Here is a 14,302-nt window from a genome sequence, read left to right as displayed (position 1 = left end):
ATGCAACCTGTCGAAATCTATACGTCGCCGCTCTGCGGTTTTTGCCATTCCGCCAAACGCCTGCTGACCCAAAAGGGCGCAGCCTTTGACGAAGTCGACGTGCTGTCGGAGCCTGAGCGCAAGAAAGAGATGATCCAGCGGGCAGGCGGTGCCCGCACCGTGCCGCAGATCTTTATCGGCGACGTGCATGTGGGCGGCTGTGATGAGCTTTATGCGCTGGACCGTGCCGGCAAACTCGACGCGCTGCTGCAAGACAGATGAAAATCGCGCTGCTGCAACTCAACGTCTCGGACGATCCCGCCGCCAACTTGATCGAGACCCGCGCCCTGCTGCGCGAGGCGGTGGCGGGCGGGGCCGAGTTTGTCCTGACCCCCGAGGTGACGAATTGCGTCAGCACCAGCCGCAGCCACCAGCAAGCGGTGCTTGCCTATGAGGAAGACGACACCACCCTTGCCGCCCTGCGCGAAGAGGCGGCGAAGGCGGGCATCTGGCTGCTGATCGGTTCGCTCGGGTTGAAAACGCGTGAGGGGGACGGGCGCTTTGCCAACCGGTCTTTCCTGATTTCCCCGGAGGGGGAGATCGTCGCGCGTTACGACAAGATCCATATGTTCGATGTAAATATCAACGAAACCGAAAGCTACCGCGAGTCCGCAGGCTACCGCCCCGGCGACAAGGCCGTGGTGGCCGAGACGCCGTTTGGCAAGATCGGCATGTCGATCTGCTATGACATGCGTTTTCCGCCGCTATATCAAGCTTTGGCCGAGGCGGGCGCGCGTATCCTGACCATGCCTGCGGCCTTCTCTCCGGTCACCGGGGCCGCGCATTGGCACAGTCTGCTGCGGGCGCGGGCGATCGAGAATGGCTGCTATGTGCTGGCCCCGGCGCAGACCGGCACCCATGCCAGTGCGGAACATAAGACGCGCGATACCTATGGGCATTCACTGGTCGTGGCCCCTTGGGGGGAGGTGGTGTTGGATGCCGGGACAGCCCCCGGCGTTTACTTTTGTGACATGGACATGGAAGAATGTGACAAGGCCCGCGCCAAAGTGCCCAGCCTTGCCAACCGCCGCCCCTTTGCCGCGCCCTGACCGGACCGAAAATGACCGACGATAAAAACACCCTTGCGATCATGTTGTTCGGAGAATTGCTGGCCGCGGACCAATCGGTGCGCAGTCGCCTGACACGGGTGTTGCCGCGGGGGATGGAGATTTCGCATTTCTCGGTGCTGAACTCTCTTTCGTGGCACGGCGGGGAACGCTCACCTGCGCAGTTGGCCGAGACTTTCAACGTCACGCGCGGCGCCATGACCAACACGCTGAGCAAGCTGGAGTGGGCCGGCTACGTCCATATCCGCCCCGATTGGGACGATGCGCGGCGCAAAATGGTCGCGATCAGCCCCGCCGGGCGGCAGGCGCGGGATGCGGCGGTGAATGCGATCACGCCGATGATCTCAAACGTGGTGGGGGAGCTTGGCGAAGAACAGGTCCGCGCCACGCTCCCGATCCTGCGCGCGCTCAGGCGTCAGTTGAGCCAGGGTTGAGGCCCGGATTAAGGCTGGCGGTGACGTAGTTCACGCTTAAATCCCGATCCGAAAGCCGCCACGACCATGCGACGGGGTTAAAGACGAAACCTTTGCGATCCACCGGCTCCAACCCGGCGCGGCTCAGCAGGTCAAAGAGTTCATCTGGGGTGATGAACTTGTTCCAGTCATGGGTGCCCTTGGGCAGCCAGCGCATCACATGCTCGGCCCCGACAATCGCCATCATAAAGGACTTTGGATTGCGGTTCAGGGTCGAACAGATGTGCAGCCCGCCGGGTTTCAGCAGGCGGCGGCAAGCGATCAGATAGTCGATGGGAGAGGCGACATGTTCGACCACCTCCATGTTCAGCACCACATCGAATTTCTCACCAGCCTCGGCCATGTCTTCGGCGGTGGTGTGGCGGTAGTCGATCTCTAGCCCCGATCGCTGCGCGTGGATCTGCGCCACGGGGATGTTGCCCGCCGCCGCATCCGCGCCCACCACATCGGCCCCAAGCCGCGCCATCGGTTCGGACAGCAACCCGCCGCCGCAGCCGATGTCGAGGATCCGCAGCCCCGCGAAGGGGGCAGGGGCCGTCAGGTCGCGGTCGAACTCCCCCGCGATCTGGCTGGTGATATAGTCCAACCGGCAGGGGTTCAGCATGTGCAGCGGTTTGAACTTGCCGTTCAGATCCCACCATTCCGCGGCCATGGCTTCGAATTTGGCGATCTCGGCGGGGTCGATGGTTGATTGATCCGCTTGCATTCTGATCTCCCTGTGCTCTTTTGGGTTCAATGACTATATAGGGCGGCAATGGACAAGTATCCCGACCAAAAACGCGGCGCGCCGCATCTTTATCCGCCGGTTGAGCCTTTCGACCAGCGGATGCTGTCCGTAGGGCAAGGGCATCAGGTCTATGTCGAGCAATGTGGCAACCCCGATGGCATCCCCGTTGTCGTGCTGCATGGCGGCCCCGGCGGTGGTTGCAGCCCGGCGATGCGGCGGTATTTCGACCCCAAGGTCTACCGTGTGGTGCTGTTCGATCAGCGCGGATGCGGGCGCTCCACCCCGCATGCGTCGGTCACGGACAACACGACATGGCATCTGGTCGCCGATATCGAGCTGATTCGCACCACGCTCGGCATCGACAAATGGATGGTTTTTGGCGGCTCTTGGGGCGCGACGCTTTCGCTGATCTATGCCCAAGCGCACCCCGAAGCGGTGCGCCATCTGATCCTGCGCGGCGTCTTTCTGATGACGCAGGCCGAGCTTGATTGGTTTTACGGCGGCGGGGCCGGGCGGTTCTGGCCCGAACTGTGGGCGCGTTTCGTGAACCTGATCCCCGAAGATGAGCGTGACGATCTGATTGCGGCCTATCACCGGCGGCTGTTCTCGGGCGATCTGCGGGTCGAGCAGGACTATGGCCGCGCATGGGCCGCTTGGGAGAACGCGCTGGCCTCGGTGCATTCCGATGGGGTGTCGCATGGCGGGCCATCGGCCTATGCGCGGGCCTTTTCGCGGTTGGAGAACCATTATTTCACCAACAATGGTTTTTTGGAGTTCGACGGTCAGATCCTCGAACATATGGGGCGGATTGCGCATATCCCGGGGGTCATCGTGCAGGGGCGCTATGACATGATCTGCCCGCCTGCGGGGGCCTATGCGCTGGCCGAACGCTGGCCTAATGCCGACCTGCGGATGATCCGGGATGCGGGCCACGCCTTGTCGGAGCCGGGGATCAGTGCCGAATTGGTGCGCACGATGGATAGGATCGGGCAGCGATGAGCGGGCGTAACTCTCTGCTGGATCGCCGGGCGCTTTTCACCACGGGTGCGGCGGCGGCCCTGCTGGCTGCGACAGGTGCCAGCGCGGGGGAGCCGCCCCGGCGTGGGGGCCGTTTGCGGCTGGCGCTTTCGGGTGCCACGCGTGACGACACTTGGGTCAAAGGCGACGGGCTGTTTATGCAGGTCGCGCGGCAGGGAATGATCTTTGACACGCTGACCGAAGTCACCGGCAATGGCATCCTCATGGGTGAGTTGGCGACTGGCTGGCAGGCCAGCGACGGCGCGCGGCAGTGGCAGTTCGATCTGCGCCCCGATGTGCGTTTTCACGACGGCAGCCCCCTGACCGCCCGCGATGTGGTCGCCAGTCTGCGCGGTCTGCTGGCCGGTGCCGAGGTCGCCGTTCAGGACGATCTGCAAGTGCAGGTCACATTGGCGGCGGCGAATCCTGACCTGCCGCTCTTGCTGGCGCAATCGCGCTATGTGATCCGCCCCGCACATGCGCCCGAGGCCGGGATTGGCACCGGCCTTTACCGTCTGCGGCGCTTTTCCGCTGGACGTCAGGTTTTGGCCGAACGGGTAGAGATGCATTACAAGGACGGCACCGCCGGGTGGTTCGATACGGTCGAACTGGTGTCGCTCCCCGCCCGTGAGGTGCGGGCGCAGGCGCTGAGCGAAGGGCTTGTTGATGCAGCGGATTTACCCGCGCGGCCCCGTTACCGCGACCGGGGGGATGTGACCCTTCAGGCTGATAGCGCAGGCGGGGTCAGCGCATTGTCGGGCGATCTGCGCCAGCCGCCGAACCCCGGACGCCAAGCGCCGATGGACAACCTGCGCGCGCCCGAGCGGTGGTGGTTCGGCTGAGAGGGGTTGCAGTTTCGCCGCATTCGGCCTATATCCCCTCAACAGCGGCGCTTTCGGGTCCACACCGAAGGCTCCACCTAATTCGTGAACGGGCCGCGCGCCCGTTTTTTTGTGCCCAGTGAAAATGGATGTCTCATGTCGAATGACCTGATCGCCAAAGCCGCCATCGACCGCCGCCTGGCCGAGATCATCACCCCGGTGATCGAGGATATGGGCTTTGAACTGGTGCGCGTGCGCCTGATGTCGGGCAAGTCCACCACCCTGCAAGTCATGGCCGACCGGCCGGAGGGCGGGATCGAAGTGGATGAATGCGCCAAGATCTCGCAGGCCATCGGCGCCGTGCTGGATGTCGAAGACCCGATCCTGGATGAGTATTCGCTCGAAGTGTCGAGCCCCGGCATCGACCGACCGCTGACGCGGCTTAAGGATTTTGACGCCTTCGAAGGCTATGAGGCCAAGATCGAGACGACCGAACTGATTGACGGCCGCCGCCGCTTTAAGGGTGAGTTGGCTGGCGTCGAGGGCGGCGAAGTGCTGATCAATGTCGAAGAAGGCACCATCGGATTGCAGTTCGACTGGCTCAGCGATGCCAAGCTGGTGCTGACTGACGACCTGATCAAGGAAATGCTCCGCCAGCGCAAAGCGTCTGGTGCGATCGACGAAACCGATTTTGATGATATCGAGACTGAAGAGTCTGCTGAGGGAGACACCTAATGGCCATTACATCTGCAAACCAGCTTGAGCTGTTGCAAACCGCCGAGGCGGTGGCGCGCGAGAAGATGATCGACCCCGGTCTGGTCGTCGAAGCGATGGAGGAATCCCTCGCCCGTGCCGCCAAGTCCCGCTATGGCGCCGAGATGGACATCCGGGTCGACATCGACCGCAAGACCGGCAAGGCCACCTTCACCCGCGTCCGCACCGTGGTCGAGGATGATGAGCTTGAGAACTATCAGGCCGAGTTCACCGTAGAGCAGGCCAAGCAGTACATGGCCGACCCCAAGGTTGGCGACACTTTCGTCGAGGAAGTGCCTCCGGTTGAAATGGGCCGGATCGCGGCGCAGTCGGCCAAGCAGGTGATCTTGCAAAAGGTCCGCGAAGCTGAGCGTGACCGCCAGTACGAAGAATTCAAAGACCGCGCCGGGACCATCATCAACGGTCTGGTCAAGCGCGAGGAATATGGCAACGTCATCGTCGACGTGGGTGCCGGCGAGGCGATCCTGCGCCGGAACGAGAAGATTGGCCGCGAAAGCTATCGCCCGAACGACCGCATCCGCGTCTACATCAAAGACGTGCGCCGCGAGCAGCGCGGCCCGCAGATTTTCCTGAGCCGCACCGCGCCTGAGTTCATGGCCGAGTTGTTCAAGATGGAAGTGCCCGAAATCTACGACGGCATCATCGAGATCAAAGCGGTCGCCCGCGACCCCGGTTCGCGTGCCAAGATCGCCGTGATCTCGCATGACGGCTCCATCGACCCCGTCGGTGCTTGTGTTGGTATGCGTGGTTCGCGCGTGCAGGCCGTTGTGAACGAGCTTCAGGGCGAGAAGATCGACATTATCCCGTGGAACGAAGACCAGCCCACCTTCCTTGTGAACGCGCTTCAGCCTGCGGAAGTGTCGAAAGTGGTTCTCGATGAAGAAGCCGGTAAGATCGAAGTCGTCGTGCCTGAAGAGCAACTGTCGCTTGCGATTGGTCGCCGTGGTCAAAACGTGCGTCTGGCGTCGCAGTTGACCGGTCTCGACATCGACATCATGACCGAAGAGCAGGAAAGCCAGCGCCGTCAGGCCGAGTTCGAACTGCGCACCAAGCTGTTCATGGACAACCTCGATCTCGACGAATTCTTCGCCCAGCTTCTGGTCTCCGAAGGTTTCACCAACCTCGAAGAAGTGGCCTATGTCGAAGTCGACGAGCTGCTGGTCATCGACGGTGTGGACGAAGACACGGCGGGTGAGTTGCAGGCCCGCGCCCGTGACGTGCTCGAAGCGCAGAACAAAGCGGCGCTTGATAACGCCCGCGCATTGGGTGTCGAAGACAGCCTGGTTGAATTTGAGGGGCTGACCCCCCAAATGATAGAAGCGCTGGCCAAGGACGACGTCAAAACGCTGGAAGATTTCGCCACCTGTGCCGATTGGGAACTGGCTGGCGGCTGGACCACGGTCAATGGCGAGCGTGTCAAAGACGACGGCGCGCTTGAGCCCTTCGATGTTAGCCTCGAAGATGCGCAGGCCATGATCATGACCGCCCGCGTCATGCTGGGCTGGGTCGACCCGACCGAGCTTGAAGGCGATGCGGAAGAAGACGACGTAGAAACAGACGGCGAAACCGCCGAGGAGGCCGAGGCCTAAGCGGGCCTCGGGGGTTGCACATGGGACGCGGTGGCGCCTCGAATGACCGGTCAGACGGTGCGGAACGCAAGTGCATCGCCACGGGCGAGGTGCAGCCGAAACACGGGTTGATCCGTTTCGTGGTCGGCCCGGACAATCAGGTTTACCCGGATATTCTGGGTAAACTGCCGGGCCGGGGCATCTATGTCGCGGCGGATCGTACGGCGCTGGAATTGGCCATCAAGAAAAAGGCCTTTTCCCGCTCGGCGAAACAGCCGGTCACCCTGCCCGACGGGCTGGTCGACGAGGTCGAGCAGCAGTTGGCGCGCCGGGTGGTCGAGCTGATCTCGCTCCAGCGCAAGGCGGGCAAGGCGGTCGCCGGTTACGAAAAGGTCAAGGGTTGGTTGCAAACCGAAGAGGCCGAAGTATTGATACAGGCCGTAGATGGGTCAGGGCGCGGCAAGTCCAAGCTGAGCACCCCACACTATGGTCATTACATCGGCTGGTTGACAGCCGATGAATTGGGTTTGGCATTCGGTCGCCAAACTGTGATACATGGGGCGCTCGCCTCTGGTGGACTCACGCAACGTGTTGTAGAGGAAGCCGGTAGACTTAAAGGCGTGCGCGTAAACGAGGGTGGCAACGGCCATCCGAAAGGATAGACGAGCTTCATGAGCGATAGTGACGGCAAGAAAACATTGGGTCTGCGCGGTGGCGCACGTCCGGGGAACGTAAAGCAAAGCTTTAGCCACGGGCGTACCAAAAACGTTGTGGTCGAAACCAAGCGCAAGCGTGTTGTGGTGCCCAAACCGGGTGGCCAGAAATCAACAGGTCCGGGCGCCGGGCCAATTGGGGATCCCAAGAAGCGCCCCGCAGGCATCACCGATGCCGAGATGGAGCGCCGTCTGAAGGCCGTTCAGGCCGCCAAGGCCCGTGAGGCTGAGGAAGCCGCGCAGCGTGAAGCCGAGGAAAAAGCCCGCGCCGAAGAGCGCGAGCGTCGCCGGGCCGAGATTGAGGCCAAGGAACGCGAAGAGCGTGAGCGCGAAGAAAGCCTCAAAGCCAAGGCCGAGGAAGACGCCCGCCGCAAGGCAGAGGCCGAAGCGGCTGCTGCTGCCCCCGCGCCGGAACCTGCCGCTGCACGCGAGCCGGGCAACAAACCTGCGCCCGCCGCTACGCCGCGCAAAACCACGGACCGTGACCGCGACGACAGCAAGAAGCGCAGCAAGGGTGGCGACAGCCGCCGCGCGGGCAAGCTGACCGTCAATCAGGCGCTTGCCGGTGGCGAAGGTGGCCGTCAGCGTTCCATGGCGCAGATGAAACGCAAGCAAGAACGTGCCCGTCAAAAGGCGATGGGTGGTCAGGTCGAGCGTGAAAAGATCGTGCGCGACGTGCAGCTGCCGCCCGCCATCGTGGTCTCTGAACTTGCCAACCGTATGGCCGAGAAGACCGGCGCGGTGGTCAAGGCGCTGATGCAAAACGGCCTGATGGTGACCCAGAACGAAACCATCGACGCCGATACAGCCGAGCTGATCATCGAGGAATTCGGCCACAAAGTGGTGCGCGTTTCCGACGCCGATGTCGAAGATGTCATTAAAGAGGTCGAGGACGATCCGAAGGATCTGCAATCGCGTCCCCCGGTCATCACGATCATGGGCCACGTCGACCACGGCAAAACCTCGCTTCTGGACGCGATCCGCAACGCCAAGGTTGTGGCGGGCGAAGCCGGTGGCATCACCCAGCACATCGGCGCCTATCAGGTGAAAACCGACAATGGCACCGTGCTGTCCTTCCTCGACACGCCCGGCCACGCGGCCTTCACCTCCATGCGCTCGCGCGGGGCTCAGGTCACGGATATCGTGGTTCTGGTGGTCGCGGCGGATGACGCCGTGATGCCGCAGACGATCGAAGCGATTGCCCACGCGAAAGCGGCCAAGGTGCCGATGATCGTGGCGATCAACAAGATCGACAAACCCGCCGCCAATGCCGACAAGGTCCGTACCGATCTGCTTCAGCACGAAGTCATCGTCGAGAAGATGTCGGGCGATGTGCAAGACGTCGAAGTTTCGGCAGCGACAGGCCAAGGTCTGGACGATCTGCTCGAAGCCATCGCGCTGCAGTCGGAAATCCTCGAACTGAAGGCGAACCCGAACCGGGCCGCCGTGGGTGCGGTGATCGAAGCGCAGCTTGACGTGGGCCGCGGCCCCGTCGCGACTGTGCTGGTTCAGAACGGCACGCTGCGTCAGGGCGATATCTTCGTCGTGGGTGAGCAATACGGTAAGGTCCGTGCGCTGATCAACGACCAAGGCGAGCGCGTCAAAGAAGCCGGGCCTTCGGTGCCTGTCGAGGTGCTGGGCATCAACGGCACGCCCGAGGCCGGGGACGTGCTGAACGTGACCGAGACCGAAGCGCAGGCCCGTGAGATTGCCGAGTATCGTGCGCAGGCCGCCAAGGACAAACGCGCCGCTGCCGGTGCCGCCACGACGCTGGAACAGCTGATGGCCAACGCCAAGGCCGACGAGAACGTCAGCGAGCTGCCGATCTTGGTCAAAGCCGACGTGCAGGGTTCTGCCGAAGCGATCGTTCAGGCGATGGAGAAGATCGGCAACGACGAAGTCCGCGTTCGGGTTCTGCACTCCGGTGTGGGCGCGATCACCGAGACGGATGTCGGCCTTGCCGAAGCCTCAGGCGCGCCGATCATGGGCTTCAACGTGCGTGCCAATGCCTCGGCCCGGAATACGGCGAACCAGAAGGGTGTCGAAATCCGCTACTACTCGGTCATCTATGACCTTGTGGATGACGTGAAAGCGGCCGCAAGCGGCTTGCTGAGCGCCGAGATCAAAGAGAACTTCATTGGCTACGCCAATATCAAAGAAGTCTTCAAGGTCACCGGTGTGGGCAAAGTCGCAGGCTGTCTGGTCACCGAAGGCGTCGCCCGCCGCAGCGCCGGTGTGCGTTTGTTGCGCGACAACGTCGTGATCCACGAAGGCACGCTGAAAACGCTTAAGCGCTTCAAAGACGAAGTGCCCGAGGTTCAGTCCGGTCAGGAATGCGGCATGGCATTTGAAAACTACGAAGACATCCGCCCCGGCGATGTGATCGAGATTTTCGAGCGCGAAGAAGTGACCCGCACTTTGGCCTAAGCCAAGCGTTTACAAGATGAATTCCCCAGAGGCCCGGTCGAATTGCCGGGCTTCTGCTTTTGTGAAGGCCTTCTTACTGTCATCGAAACTGATCCGCGCCAGATTGACGTGCAGGGGAGAGATATCGATCAGGTTGAAGTCATTGGGCTCCCCCCGCTGGCGCGAAGACAGGCTGGTTCCCGCGTGCAGTTGAATCGCCAGATGACCGTCATGCTCCGGCGCGGGATGGGCAAAGGTGCCCGCGTGCCAGATGTGCAGATGACCCGAGAGGATCAGGTCGCCCCCGCAGTCCAAGAGCCGCCTCAGCGCGCGTTTCGCGCCGGGGATGGGTTTCTTGTGGGTCTCGTTGGGGTGATCCAGCGGATGGTGGCAAACCGCGATGCGCAGGGTCTTTTCCCCCCCGCGCGACAAGGCGCGGCAGGCGCGGCCCAAACGGCGCAGGCCCAGTTTGCCGGTCTGCCATTTGAACCGGTCGACGGTGTTGATCCCCACGGCGACAAAATCCGCCCCCTCATGCACCGGCGTAAGGTCGTGATCGATCCAACGCCGGTAATAGCGCCACGGGGCGAAAAACCGGGTAAAGGGGCGGTGCAGCGGAATATCGTGATTGCCCGGCACGCTCAGCACCGGTGCGTTGATCCTGTCGATAAAGGCCCGCGCGGCGCGATATTCCTTTTCCCGCGCCCGTTGGGTCAGGTCGCCCGAGATGATCACCAGATCGGGGTCATAGCCATTCACCGCCTCTAGGAGCGGCACCAAAAGGTCGGGACGGTCCTTGCCAAAGTGCAGGTCGGATAGGTGGATCAAACGGCTCATCGCACGGTCTTCCCGGTCGTGGAGGGGACAAAGATATGAATGGGCGAACTGGCACGGGTGAGCCGATACGGGCCGCGCATTACCGCAATCTCTCCGTCCCGCGCGACATAGCGTTTGCGCTGCTTCATGCGTATCTCAATCTCGGACCCGCAGAGCATTTCATAGTCCGTGTGGTGTTTCGCGCGGCCTGTCGCCAGCGCCACCGCATGGCGCAGCAGGCCGAAGCGATAGGTGTCAGGGGCGACCAGCAGCACCATATCACCGCGCGCGATGCAGTCCTGCCCATCGAGCCCCATTTGATCTAATTGGAAGGCGTTGTTCACCGCGAAGACCAGCGGGGTGCGCAACTGGCTCTCTTTCCCGTCGACCACGATAGTCAGTTTGAGCGAGGTGCGGAAATCCATCAAGGCTTTGATCACCGACCAATAGGCGGCGATCCGGCTGCGTCCCCAACGACGGTAGATGCCTTCGCGCGTTTTGAGGATAGCGGGATAGGCCCCGATGCTGGCGTTGTTCAAAAAGGTCTCACCGTTGATCGTCGCCACATGCACCGGGCGGCTGTCACCAGCGGCGATGACGTCGACCGCCTCTTCAAGGTTCTCTGGAATGCCCATCGACCGCGCGAAGTAGTTGAAGGTGCCCTGCGGGATGATGCCGAGCGGACAGTCATGGTCTACCATGGCCGAGGATACGCCCGAGATTGTGCCATCCCCGCCCGCGACGGCGATGATCCCCTCGCCGCTAGACAGGGCTTCGCGCGCTGCGCTGGCAGGGTCGTTGCGTTTGTCGATGTGAATTAATTCCGCCGTGATCCCATGCCGCGCAAAGGCGGATCGGATCGTGTTTTCGGCTTGGTCACCGTCTTGACGGCCTGAACCGCGGTTCAGAATGACGATAGCGCGCTTCGGTGACATAGTTTCCCCTGCCAAATGCTCGGGGAAAACGCGGTGGAACGCCTATTTGTTCACCTCAATAGGCGTTCCGATGAGATTTTTCAGACAGGCCTGCCTTCGAAAATCTTCCCGTCGACCTGAACGGCCATGCGACCGCCTGCCAACATTTTTACAAAGATACCCTGAACGTAAATGGAACTTCCGATTGCGATGGTTCTCAACATGTCGGCACCCTTTCATACAGATGTTACAACTCTGCCTCAGGATGGTGCGCATTCGGTTAAAAAATCCGCAACATGCTGAGCGATTGGCGATCACTAGTGCAATTCTGCCACTCTGCGCTAGAGCCAATCACGCAATATTGATATGAGCGGCACGTCTGCCTCGGGCATCGGATAGGCGCGCATTTCGTTCGGGCGCACCCATTTCAGGGTCTGCCCCTCGCGCGAAACCGGTGTGCCGCCCCATTTGCGGCAGGCAAACAGCGGCATCAGAAGGTGGAAATCACTGTAGCTGTGGCTGGCAAAGGTCAGCGGGGCAAGACAGGATTCCCATGTCTCGATCCCCAGTTCCTCATGCAACTCGCGGATCAGCGCCGCCTCTGGCGTCTCTCCGGGTTCGATCTTGCCGCCCGGAAACTCCCAAAGGCCCGCCATCGGCTTGCCTTCGGGGCGTTGGGTCAAAAGCACGCGGCCATCGATGTCGATCAAGGCCGCGGCGGAAACCAGCACTGTCTTCATCTGGTCAGGACCGATAATCGGCGTTGATGTCGATATAGCCGTGGGTCAGGTCACAGGTCCATACGGTGCACTTCCCCTCGCCAAGGCCCAGATCGACGCCGATGGTGACGTTCTGACCCTTCATATGCGCGGCGGCATCTTCTTCGGAGTAGTCGGGGCTGCGCCACCCGTCGCGCGCGACTTCGATATCACCGAACCGGATCGACAGACGATCACGGTCCGCCGCAGCCCCGGATTTCCCGATGGCCATGACGACGCGGCCCCAGTTGGGGTCTTCGCCCGCGATGGCGGTCTTGATCAGGGGGGAGTTGGCGATGGCCATGGCGTGGATCTTGGCCTCGTCATCGTTGGAGGCGCCGGTCACGGCCACCTCGACGAATTTCTGCGCGCCTTCGCCGTCTTTGACGACCTGATGTGCGAGGTCCATCATCACGTCCCGCAGCGCCGCGTCGAAGGCTTCATTGCCCGATACGTCGACACCGGAGGCGCCTGTTGCGGCCATGATCAGCGCGTCGGAGGTGGAGGTATCACTGTCGACGGTGATGCAGTTGAACGTTGTTTCGGTATGGGTTGAAAGGCGCTGTTGCAGCTCGTCCGTCGCCAGCACCGCATCGGTAAAGATATAGACCAGCATAGTGGCCATATCGGGCGCGATCATGCCCGATCCTTTGGCGATCCCCGCGATAGAGACGGTTTTGCCCCCGATCTCAACCTTGGCGCTGGCCCCTTTGGGGAAAGTGTCCGTCGTCATGATGGCGCGCGCCGCGTCCTCGATGCCCGCGGGGTCAAGCTGGTCGTGCAGATCACCCAGCACGGCGGTGATGCGTTCATGCGGTAGGGGTTCGCCGATGACACCGGTGGAGGAGGTGAAGACCCGCGCCTGCGGCACGCCGCAGGCCTCGGCAGCGGCGGCGGTGATCGCTTCGACCGCGTCGGTGCCGCCGCGCCCGGTAAAGGCGTTGGCGTTGCCGGAGTTCACGACGATGGCGGCGCCCTCGTCAGAGGCGCCGCCGATCTTTGCCTGGCAGTCCAGCACCGGGGCCGCGCGGGTGGCAGAGCGCGTGAACGCCCCCGCCACAGCACTGCCGGGTGCCAGCTTCGCCAACATCACATCGGTGCGCCCTTGATAGCGCACGCCTGCGGCGATGGTGGCGAAAGTCACGCCGTCGATAACCGGCAGGTCGGGAAAACGGGCCGGGGCGAGCGGCGAGACAGCCAGGGATTTAGCCATGAGTTAGTTCAGCCATTCGATGTTGTTGAGAACGGAAGGGTCGATGCCTTCGGCCGCGCTGCGGTCAACCTCGGCGGAGTCGGTCAGGCTTTCGATGGCCTCTTGCACGTTGGTCTGGCGGATTTGGGTTTCCAGCTCTTCGCGCACGTCTTCCAGTGCGGGGGCTTCGGCGGTGCGTGTCTCGTTCAGTTTGATGACATGCCAGCCGAACTGGGTTTCCACCGGTTCCGACACGCTGCCAGCTTCCATGCCGGTCACAGCCTCTTCAAAGGCGGGCACCATCATGCCGGGGCCGAACCAACCCAAGGAACCGCCACCGGGGCCGGAGGGGCCGGTCGATTTCTCTTTGGCAAGCTCGGCAAAATCCGCGCCGCCGTCGAGTTCTGCTTTGATCGCGTCGGCTTCTTCCTTGGTTTCGACAAGGATATGCGAGGCGTTGAACTCGGGCTCAGGCTCTGCGTCGCTGTACTGCGCGTCATAGGCCGCTTGCAATTCTTCGTCGCTGACCGGCTCAGCCATGACGCCTTCGATCGCCTCACCGGCGGTGAGCGAGCGGGTCTCATTCTCGAGAGACAGGGTCACGCGCGGCGGCAATTCGCCGGTAAAGCTGTCGGCGAGGGCCGTCTGTTGCACAAGCTGGTCCAGCAGACCTTTGAACAGCACGTCCTCGGGCAGTTGTTGGTACTGCTGGGGCAGGCTCGCGCGGGCGACGATCATATGCCCGAGCGTGATTTCAGTGTCGTTGACGGTGGCAACAACCGTGTCGAGACCCGGTTCGTCCTGGGCGGCCACAGGCAGCGCCACAGCGGCTGCAAGCGCCAAAGACGACAGAAAAGTGAGGGGTTTTTGCATGGTTGGGTCCAATCGCTTCCTTCGTAGCAAGGGTGCTACATTGACAGTGTATGGCACGCCCCTTACATCGCCTTATGGCGCTGAGAGGCGCGGGCTCATCCACTATCTATGGGCTGCCATGGCGCTCGGCAACCAGATCGGCGC

General features: G+C 62.1%; 15 protein-coding genes. 9 read left to right on the top strand and 6 right to left on the bottom strand.

Translation table 11 applies throughout. The features are described from left to right. The 3 genes from grxC to ACGYLA_RS03295 are packed head-to-tail and all read left to right on the top strand — an operon-like array spanning position 1 to position 1,540. A complete protein-coding gene (gene grxC / locus ACGYLA_RS03305) occupies positions 1-261 on the top strand; it encodes a glutaredoxin 3 (RefSeq protein ID WP_067941907.1) in 261 nt (86 codons plus the stop codon). Then, positions 258-1,088 (top strand): carbon-nitrogen hydrolase family protein, encoded by an 831-nt coding sequence (locus ACGYLA_RS03300; RefSeq protein WP_394430296.1) that lies wholly within the window; start codon positions 258-260, stop codon positions 1,086-1,088. The genes grxC and ACGYLA_RS03300 overlap by 4 nt, the downstream gene beginning before the upstream one ends. 11 nt (positions 1,089-1,099) lie before the next feature. After that, entirely contained in the window at positions 1,100-1,540 is a 441-nt protein-coding gene (locus ACGYLA_RS03295) for a MarR family winged helix-turn-helix transcriptional regulator (protein ID WP_067265366.1), read from the top strand. Here the strand turns inward: ACGYLA_RS03295 and ubiG are convergent. Next, positions 1,515-2,285 (bottom strand): bifunctional 2-polyprenyl-6-hydroxyphenol methylase/3-demethylubiquinol 3-O-methyltransferase UbiG, encoded by a 771-nt coding sequence (ubiG, locus tag ACGYLA_RS03290; protein ID WP_394430294.1) that lies wholly within the window; start codon positions 2,283-2,285, stop codon positions 1,515-1,517. The two genes, ACGYLA_RS03295 and ubiG, sit on opposite strands and share 26 nt — an antisense overlap. Before the next feature lie 48 nt (positions 2,286-2,333). Here ubiG and pip point away from each other — a divergent pair, with 48 nt between their 5' ends. The 6 genes from pip to infB all read left to right on the top strand — a co-directional run bounded on the left by pip (position 2,334) and on the right by infB (position 9,626). Next, positions 2,334-3,305, top strand: coding sequence for a prolyl aminopeptidase (gene pip, locus ACGYLA_RS03285; RefSeq protein WP_271688608.1), 972 nt, complete (start codon positions 2,334-2,336; stop codon positions 3,303-3,305). Beyond that, positions 3,302-4,165, top strand: coding sequence for an ABC transporter substrate-binding protein (locus tag ACGYLA_RS03280; RefSeq protein WP_394430292.1), 864 nt, complete (start codon positions 3,302-3,304; stop codon positions 4,163-4,165). Before pip ends, ACGYLA_RS03280 begins: the two co-directional genes overlap by 4 nt. Positions 4,166-4,300: 135 nt before the next feature. Continuing rightward, positions 4,301-4,879, top strand: a complete 579-nt coding sequence (gene rimP / locus ACGYLA_RS03275) for a ribosome maturation factor RimP (protein ID WP_067265355.1) — start codon at positions 4,301-4,303, stop codon at positions 4,877-4,879. Continuing rightward, complete coding sequence (gene nusA, locus ACGYLA_RS03270; RefSeq protein ID WP_271688605.1) at positions 4,879-6,507, top strand: transcription termination factor NusA; 1,629 nt, start codon at positions 4,879-4,881, stop codon at positions 6,505-6,507. Before rimP ends, nusA begins: the two co-directional genes overlap by 1 nt. 20 nt (positions 6,508-6,527) lie before the next feature. Further along, the gene (locus tag ACGYLA_RS03265) at positions 6,528-7,148 is read left to right on the top strand and encodes an RNA-binding protein (RefSeq protein WP_394430290.1); all 621 of its coding nucleotides are present in this window, start codon (positions 6,528-6,530) and stop codon (positions 7,146-7,148) included. Positions 7,149-7,157: 9 nt separating this feature from the next. Next, entirely contained in the window at positions 7,158-9,626 is a 2,469-nt protein-coding gene (infB, locus tag ACGYLA_RS03260) for a translation initiation factor IF-2 (RefSeq protein ID WP_271692644.1), read from the top strand. A 9-nt stretch (positions 9,627-9,635) separates the two neighbouring features. On the opposite strand, the gene ACGYLA_RS03255 is transcribed toward infB, so the two are convergent. The 5 genes from ACGYLA_RS03255 to ACGYLA_RS03235 all read right to left on the bottom strand — a co-directional run bounded on the left by ACGYLA_RS03255 (position 9,636) and on the right by ACGYLA_RS03235 (position 14,158). Continuing rightward, a complete protein-coding gene (locus ACGYLA_RS03255) occupies positions 9,636-10,442 on the bottom strand; it encodes a metallophosphoesterase family protein (protein WP_394430288.1) in 807 nt (268 codons plus the stop codon). Further along, a complete protein-coding gene (locus ACGYLA_RS03250) occupies positions 10,439-11,356 on the bottom strand; it encodes a diacylglycerol/lipid kinase family protein (RefSeq protein ID WP_394430286.1) in 918 nt (305 codons plus the stop codon). Before ACGYLA_RS03250 ends, ACGYLA_RS03255 begins: the two co-directional genes overlap by 4 nt. 320 nt (positions 11,357-11,676) lie before the next feature. Beyond that, positions 11,677-12,075: an 8-oxo-dGTP diphosphatase MutT gene (gene mutT / locus ACGYLA_RS03245; protein ID WP_067264286.1), complete on the bottom strand. Its 399-nt coding sequence runs from the start codon at positions 12,073-12,075 to the stop codon at positions 11,677-11,679. A 4-nt stretch (positions 12,076-12,079) separates the two neighbouring features. After that, complete coding sequence (gene argJ, locus ACGYLA_RS03240; RefSeq protein ID WP_394430283.1) at positions 12,080-13,306, bottom strand: bifunctional glutamate N-acetyltransferase/amino-acid acetyltransferase ArgJ; 1,227 nt, start codon at positions 13,304-13,306, stop codon at positions 12,080-12,082. Positions 13,307-13,309: 3 nt separating this feature from the next. After that, the gene (locus tag ACGYLA_RS03235; RefSeq protein ID WP_394430281.1) at positions 13,310-14,158 is read right to left on the bottom strand and encodes a peptidylprolyl isomerase; all 849 of its coding nucleotides are present in this window, start codon (positions 14,156-14,158) and stop codon (positions 13,310-13,312) included. Between the last annotated feature and the right edge of the window lie 144 nt (positions 14,159-14,302).

It is taken from the genome of Sulfitobacter sp. 1A13679 (genome assembly GCF_043557115.1).
Classification (GTDB): domain Bacteria; phylum Pseudomonadota; class Alphaproteobacteria; order Rhodobacterales; family Rhodobacteraceae; genus Sulfitobacter; species Sulfitobacter faviae.
Note: the sequence above shows the minus strand (reverse complement) of the source record. Positions and strands in the feature narration are given on the sequence as shown.

Excerpts from the sequence above, each read along its gene's own strand:
- ACGYLA_RS03295 (WP_067265366.1), top strand. The coding sequence starts at position 1,100 with ATGACCGACGATAAAAACACCCTTGCGATCATGTTGTTCGGAGAATTG.
- ubiG (WP_394430294.1), bottom strand. The coding sequence starts at position 2,285 with ATGCAAGCGGATCAATCAACCATCGACCCCGCCGAGATCGCCAAATTC.
- ACGYLA_RS03235 (WP_394430281.1), bottom strand. The coding sequence starts at position 14,158 with ATGCAAAAACCCCTCACTTTTCTGTCGTCTTTGGCGCTTGCAGCCGCT.
- rimP (WP_067265355.1), top strand. The coding sequence starts at position 4,301 with ATGTCGAATGACCTGATCGCCAAAGCCGCCATCGACCGCCGCCTGGCC.
- nusA (WP_271688605.1), top strand. The coding sequence starts at position 4,879 with ATGGCCATTACATCTGCAAACCAGCTTGAGCTGTTGCAAACCGCCGAG.
- pip (WP_271688608.1), top strand. The coding sequence starts at position 2,334 with ATGGACAAGTATCCCGACCAAAAACGCGGCGCGCCGCATCTTTATCCG.
- ACGYLA_RS03255 (WP_394430288.1), bottom strand. The coding sequence starts at position 10,442 with ATGAGCCGTTTGATCCACCTATCCGACCTGCACTTTGGCAAGGACCGT.
- ACGYLA_RS03250 (WP_394430286.1), bottom strand. The coding sequence starts at position 11,356 with ATGTCACCGAAGCGCGCTATCGTCATTCTGAACCGCGGTTCAGGCCGT.
- argJ (WP_394430283.1), bottom strand. The coding sequence starts at position 13,306 with ATGGCTAAATCCCTGGCTGTCTCGCCGCTCGCCCCGGCCCGTTTTCCC.
- mutT (WP_067264286.1), bottom strand. The coding sequence starts at position 12,075 with ATGAAGACAGTGCTGGTTTCCGCCGCGGCCTTGATCGACATCGATGGC.
- ACGYLA_RS03265 (WP_394430290.1), top strand. The coding sequence starts at position 6,528 with ATGGGACGCGGTGGCGCCTCGAATGACCGGTCAGACGGTGCGGAACGC.
- ACGYLA_RS03300 (WP_394430296.1), top strand. The coding sequence starts at position 258 with ATGAAAATCGCGCTGCTGCAACTCAACGTCTCGGACGATCCCGCCGCC.
- infB (WP_271692644.1), top strand. The coding sequence starts at position 7,158 with ATGAGCGATAGTGACGGCAAGAAAACATTGGGTCTGCGCGGTGGCGCA.
- ACGYLA_RS03280 (WP_394430292.1), top strand. The coding sequence starts at position 3,302 with ATGAGCGGGCGTAACTCTCTGCTGGATCGCCGGGCGCTTTTCACCACG.
- grxC (WP_067941907.1), top strand. The coding sequence starts at position 1 with ATGCAACCTGTCGAAATCTATACGTCGCCGCTCTGCGGTTTTTGCCAT.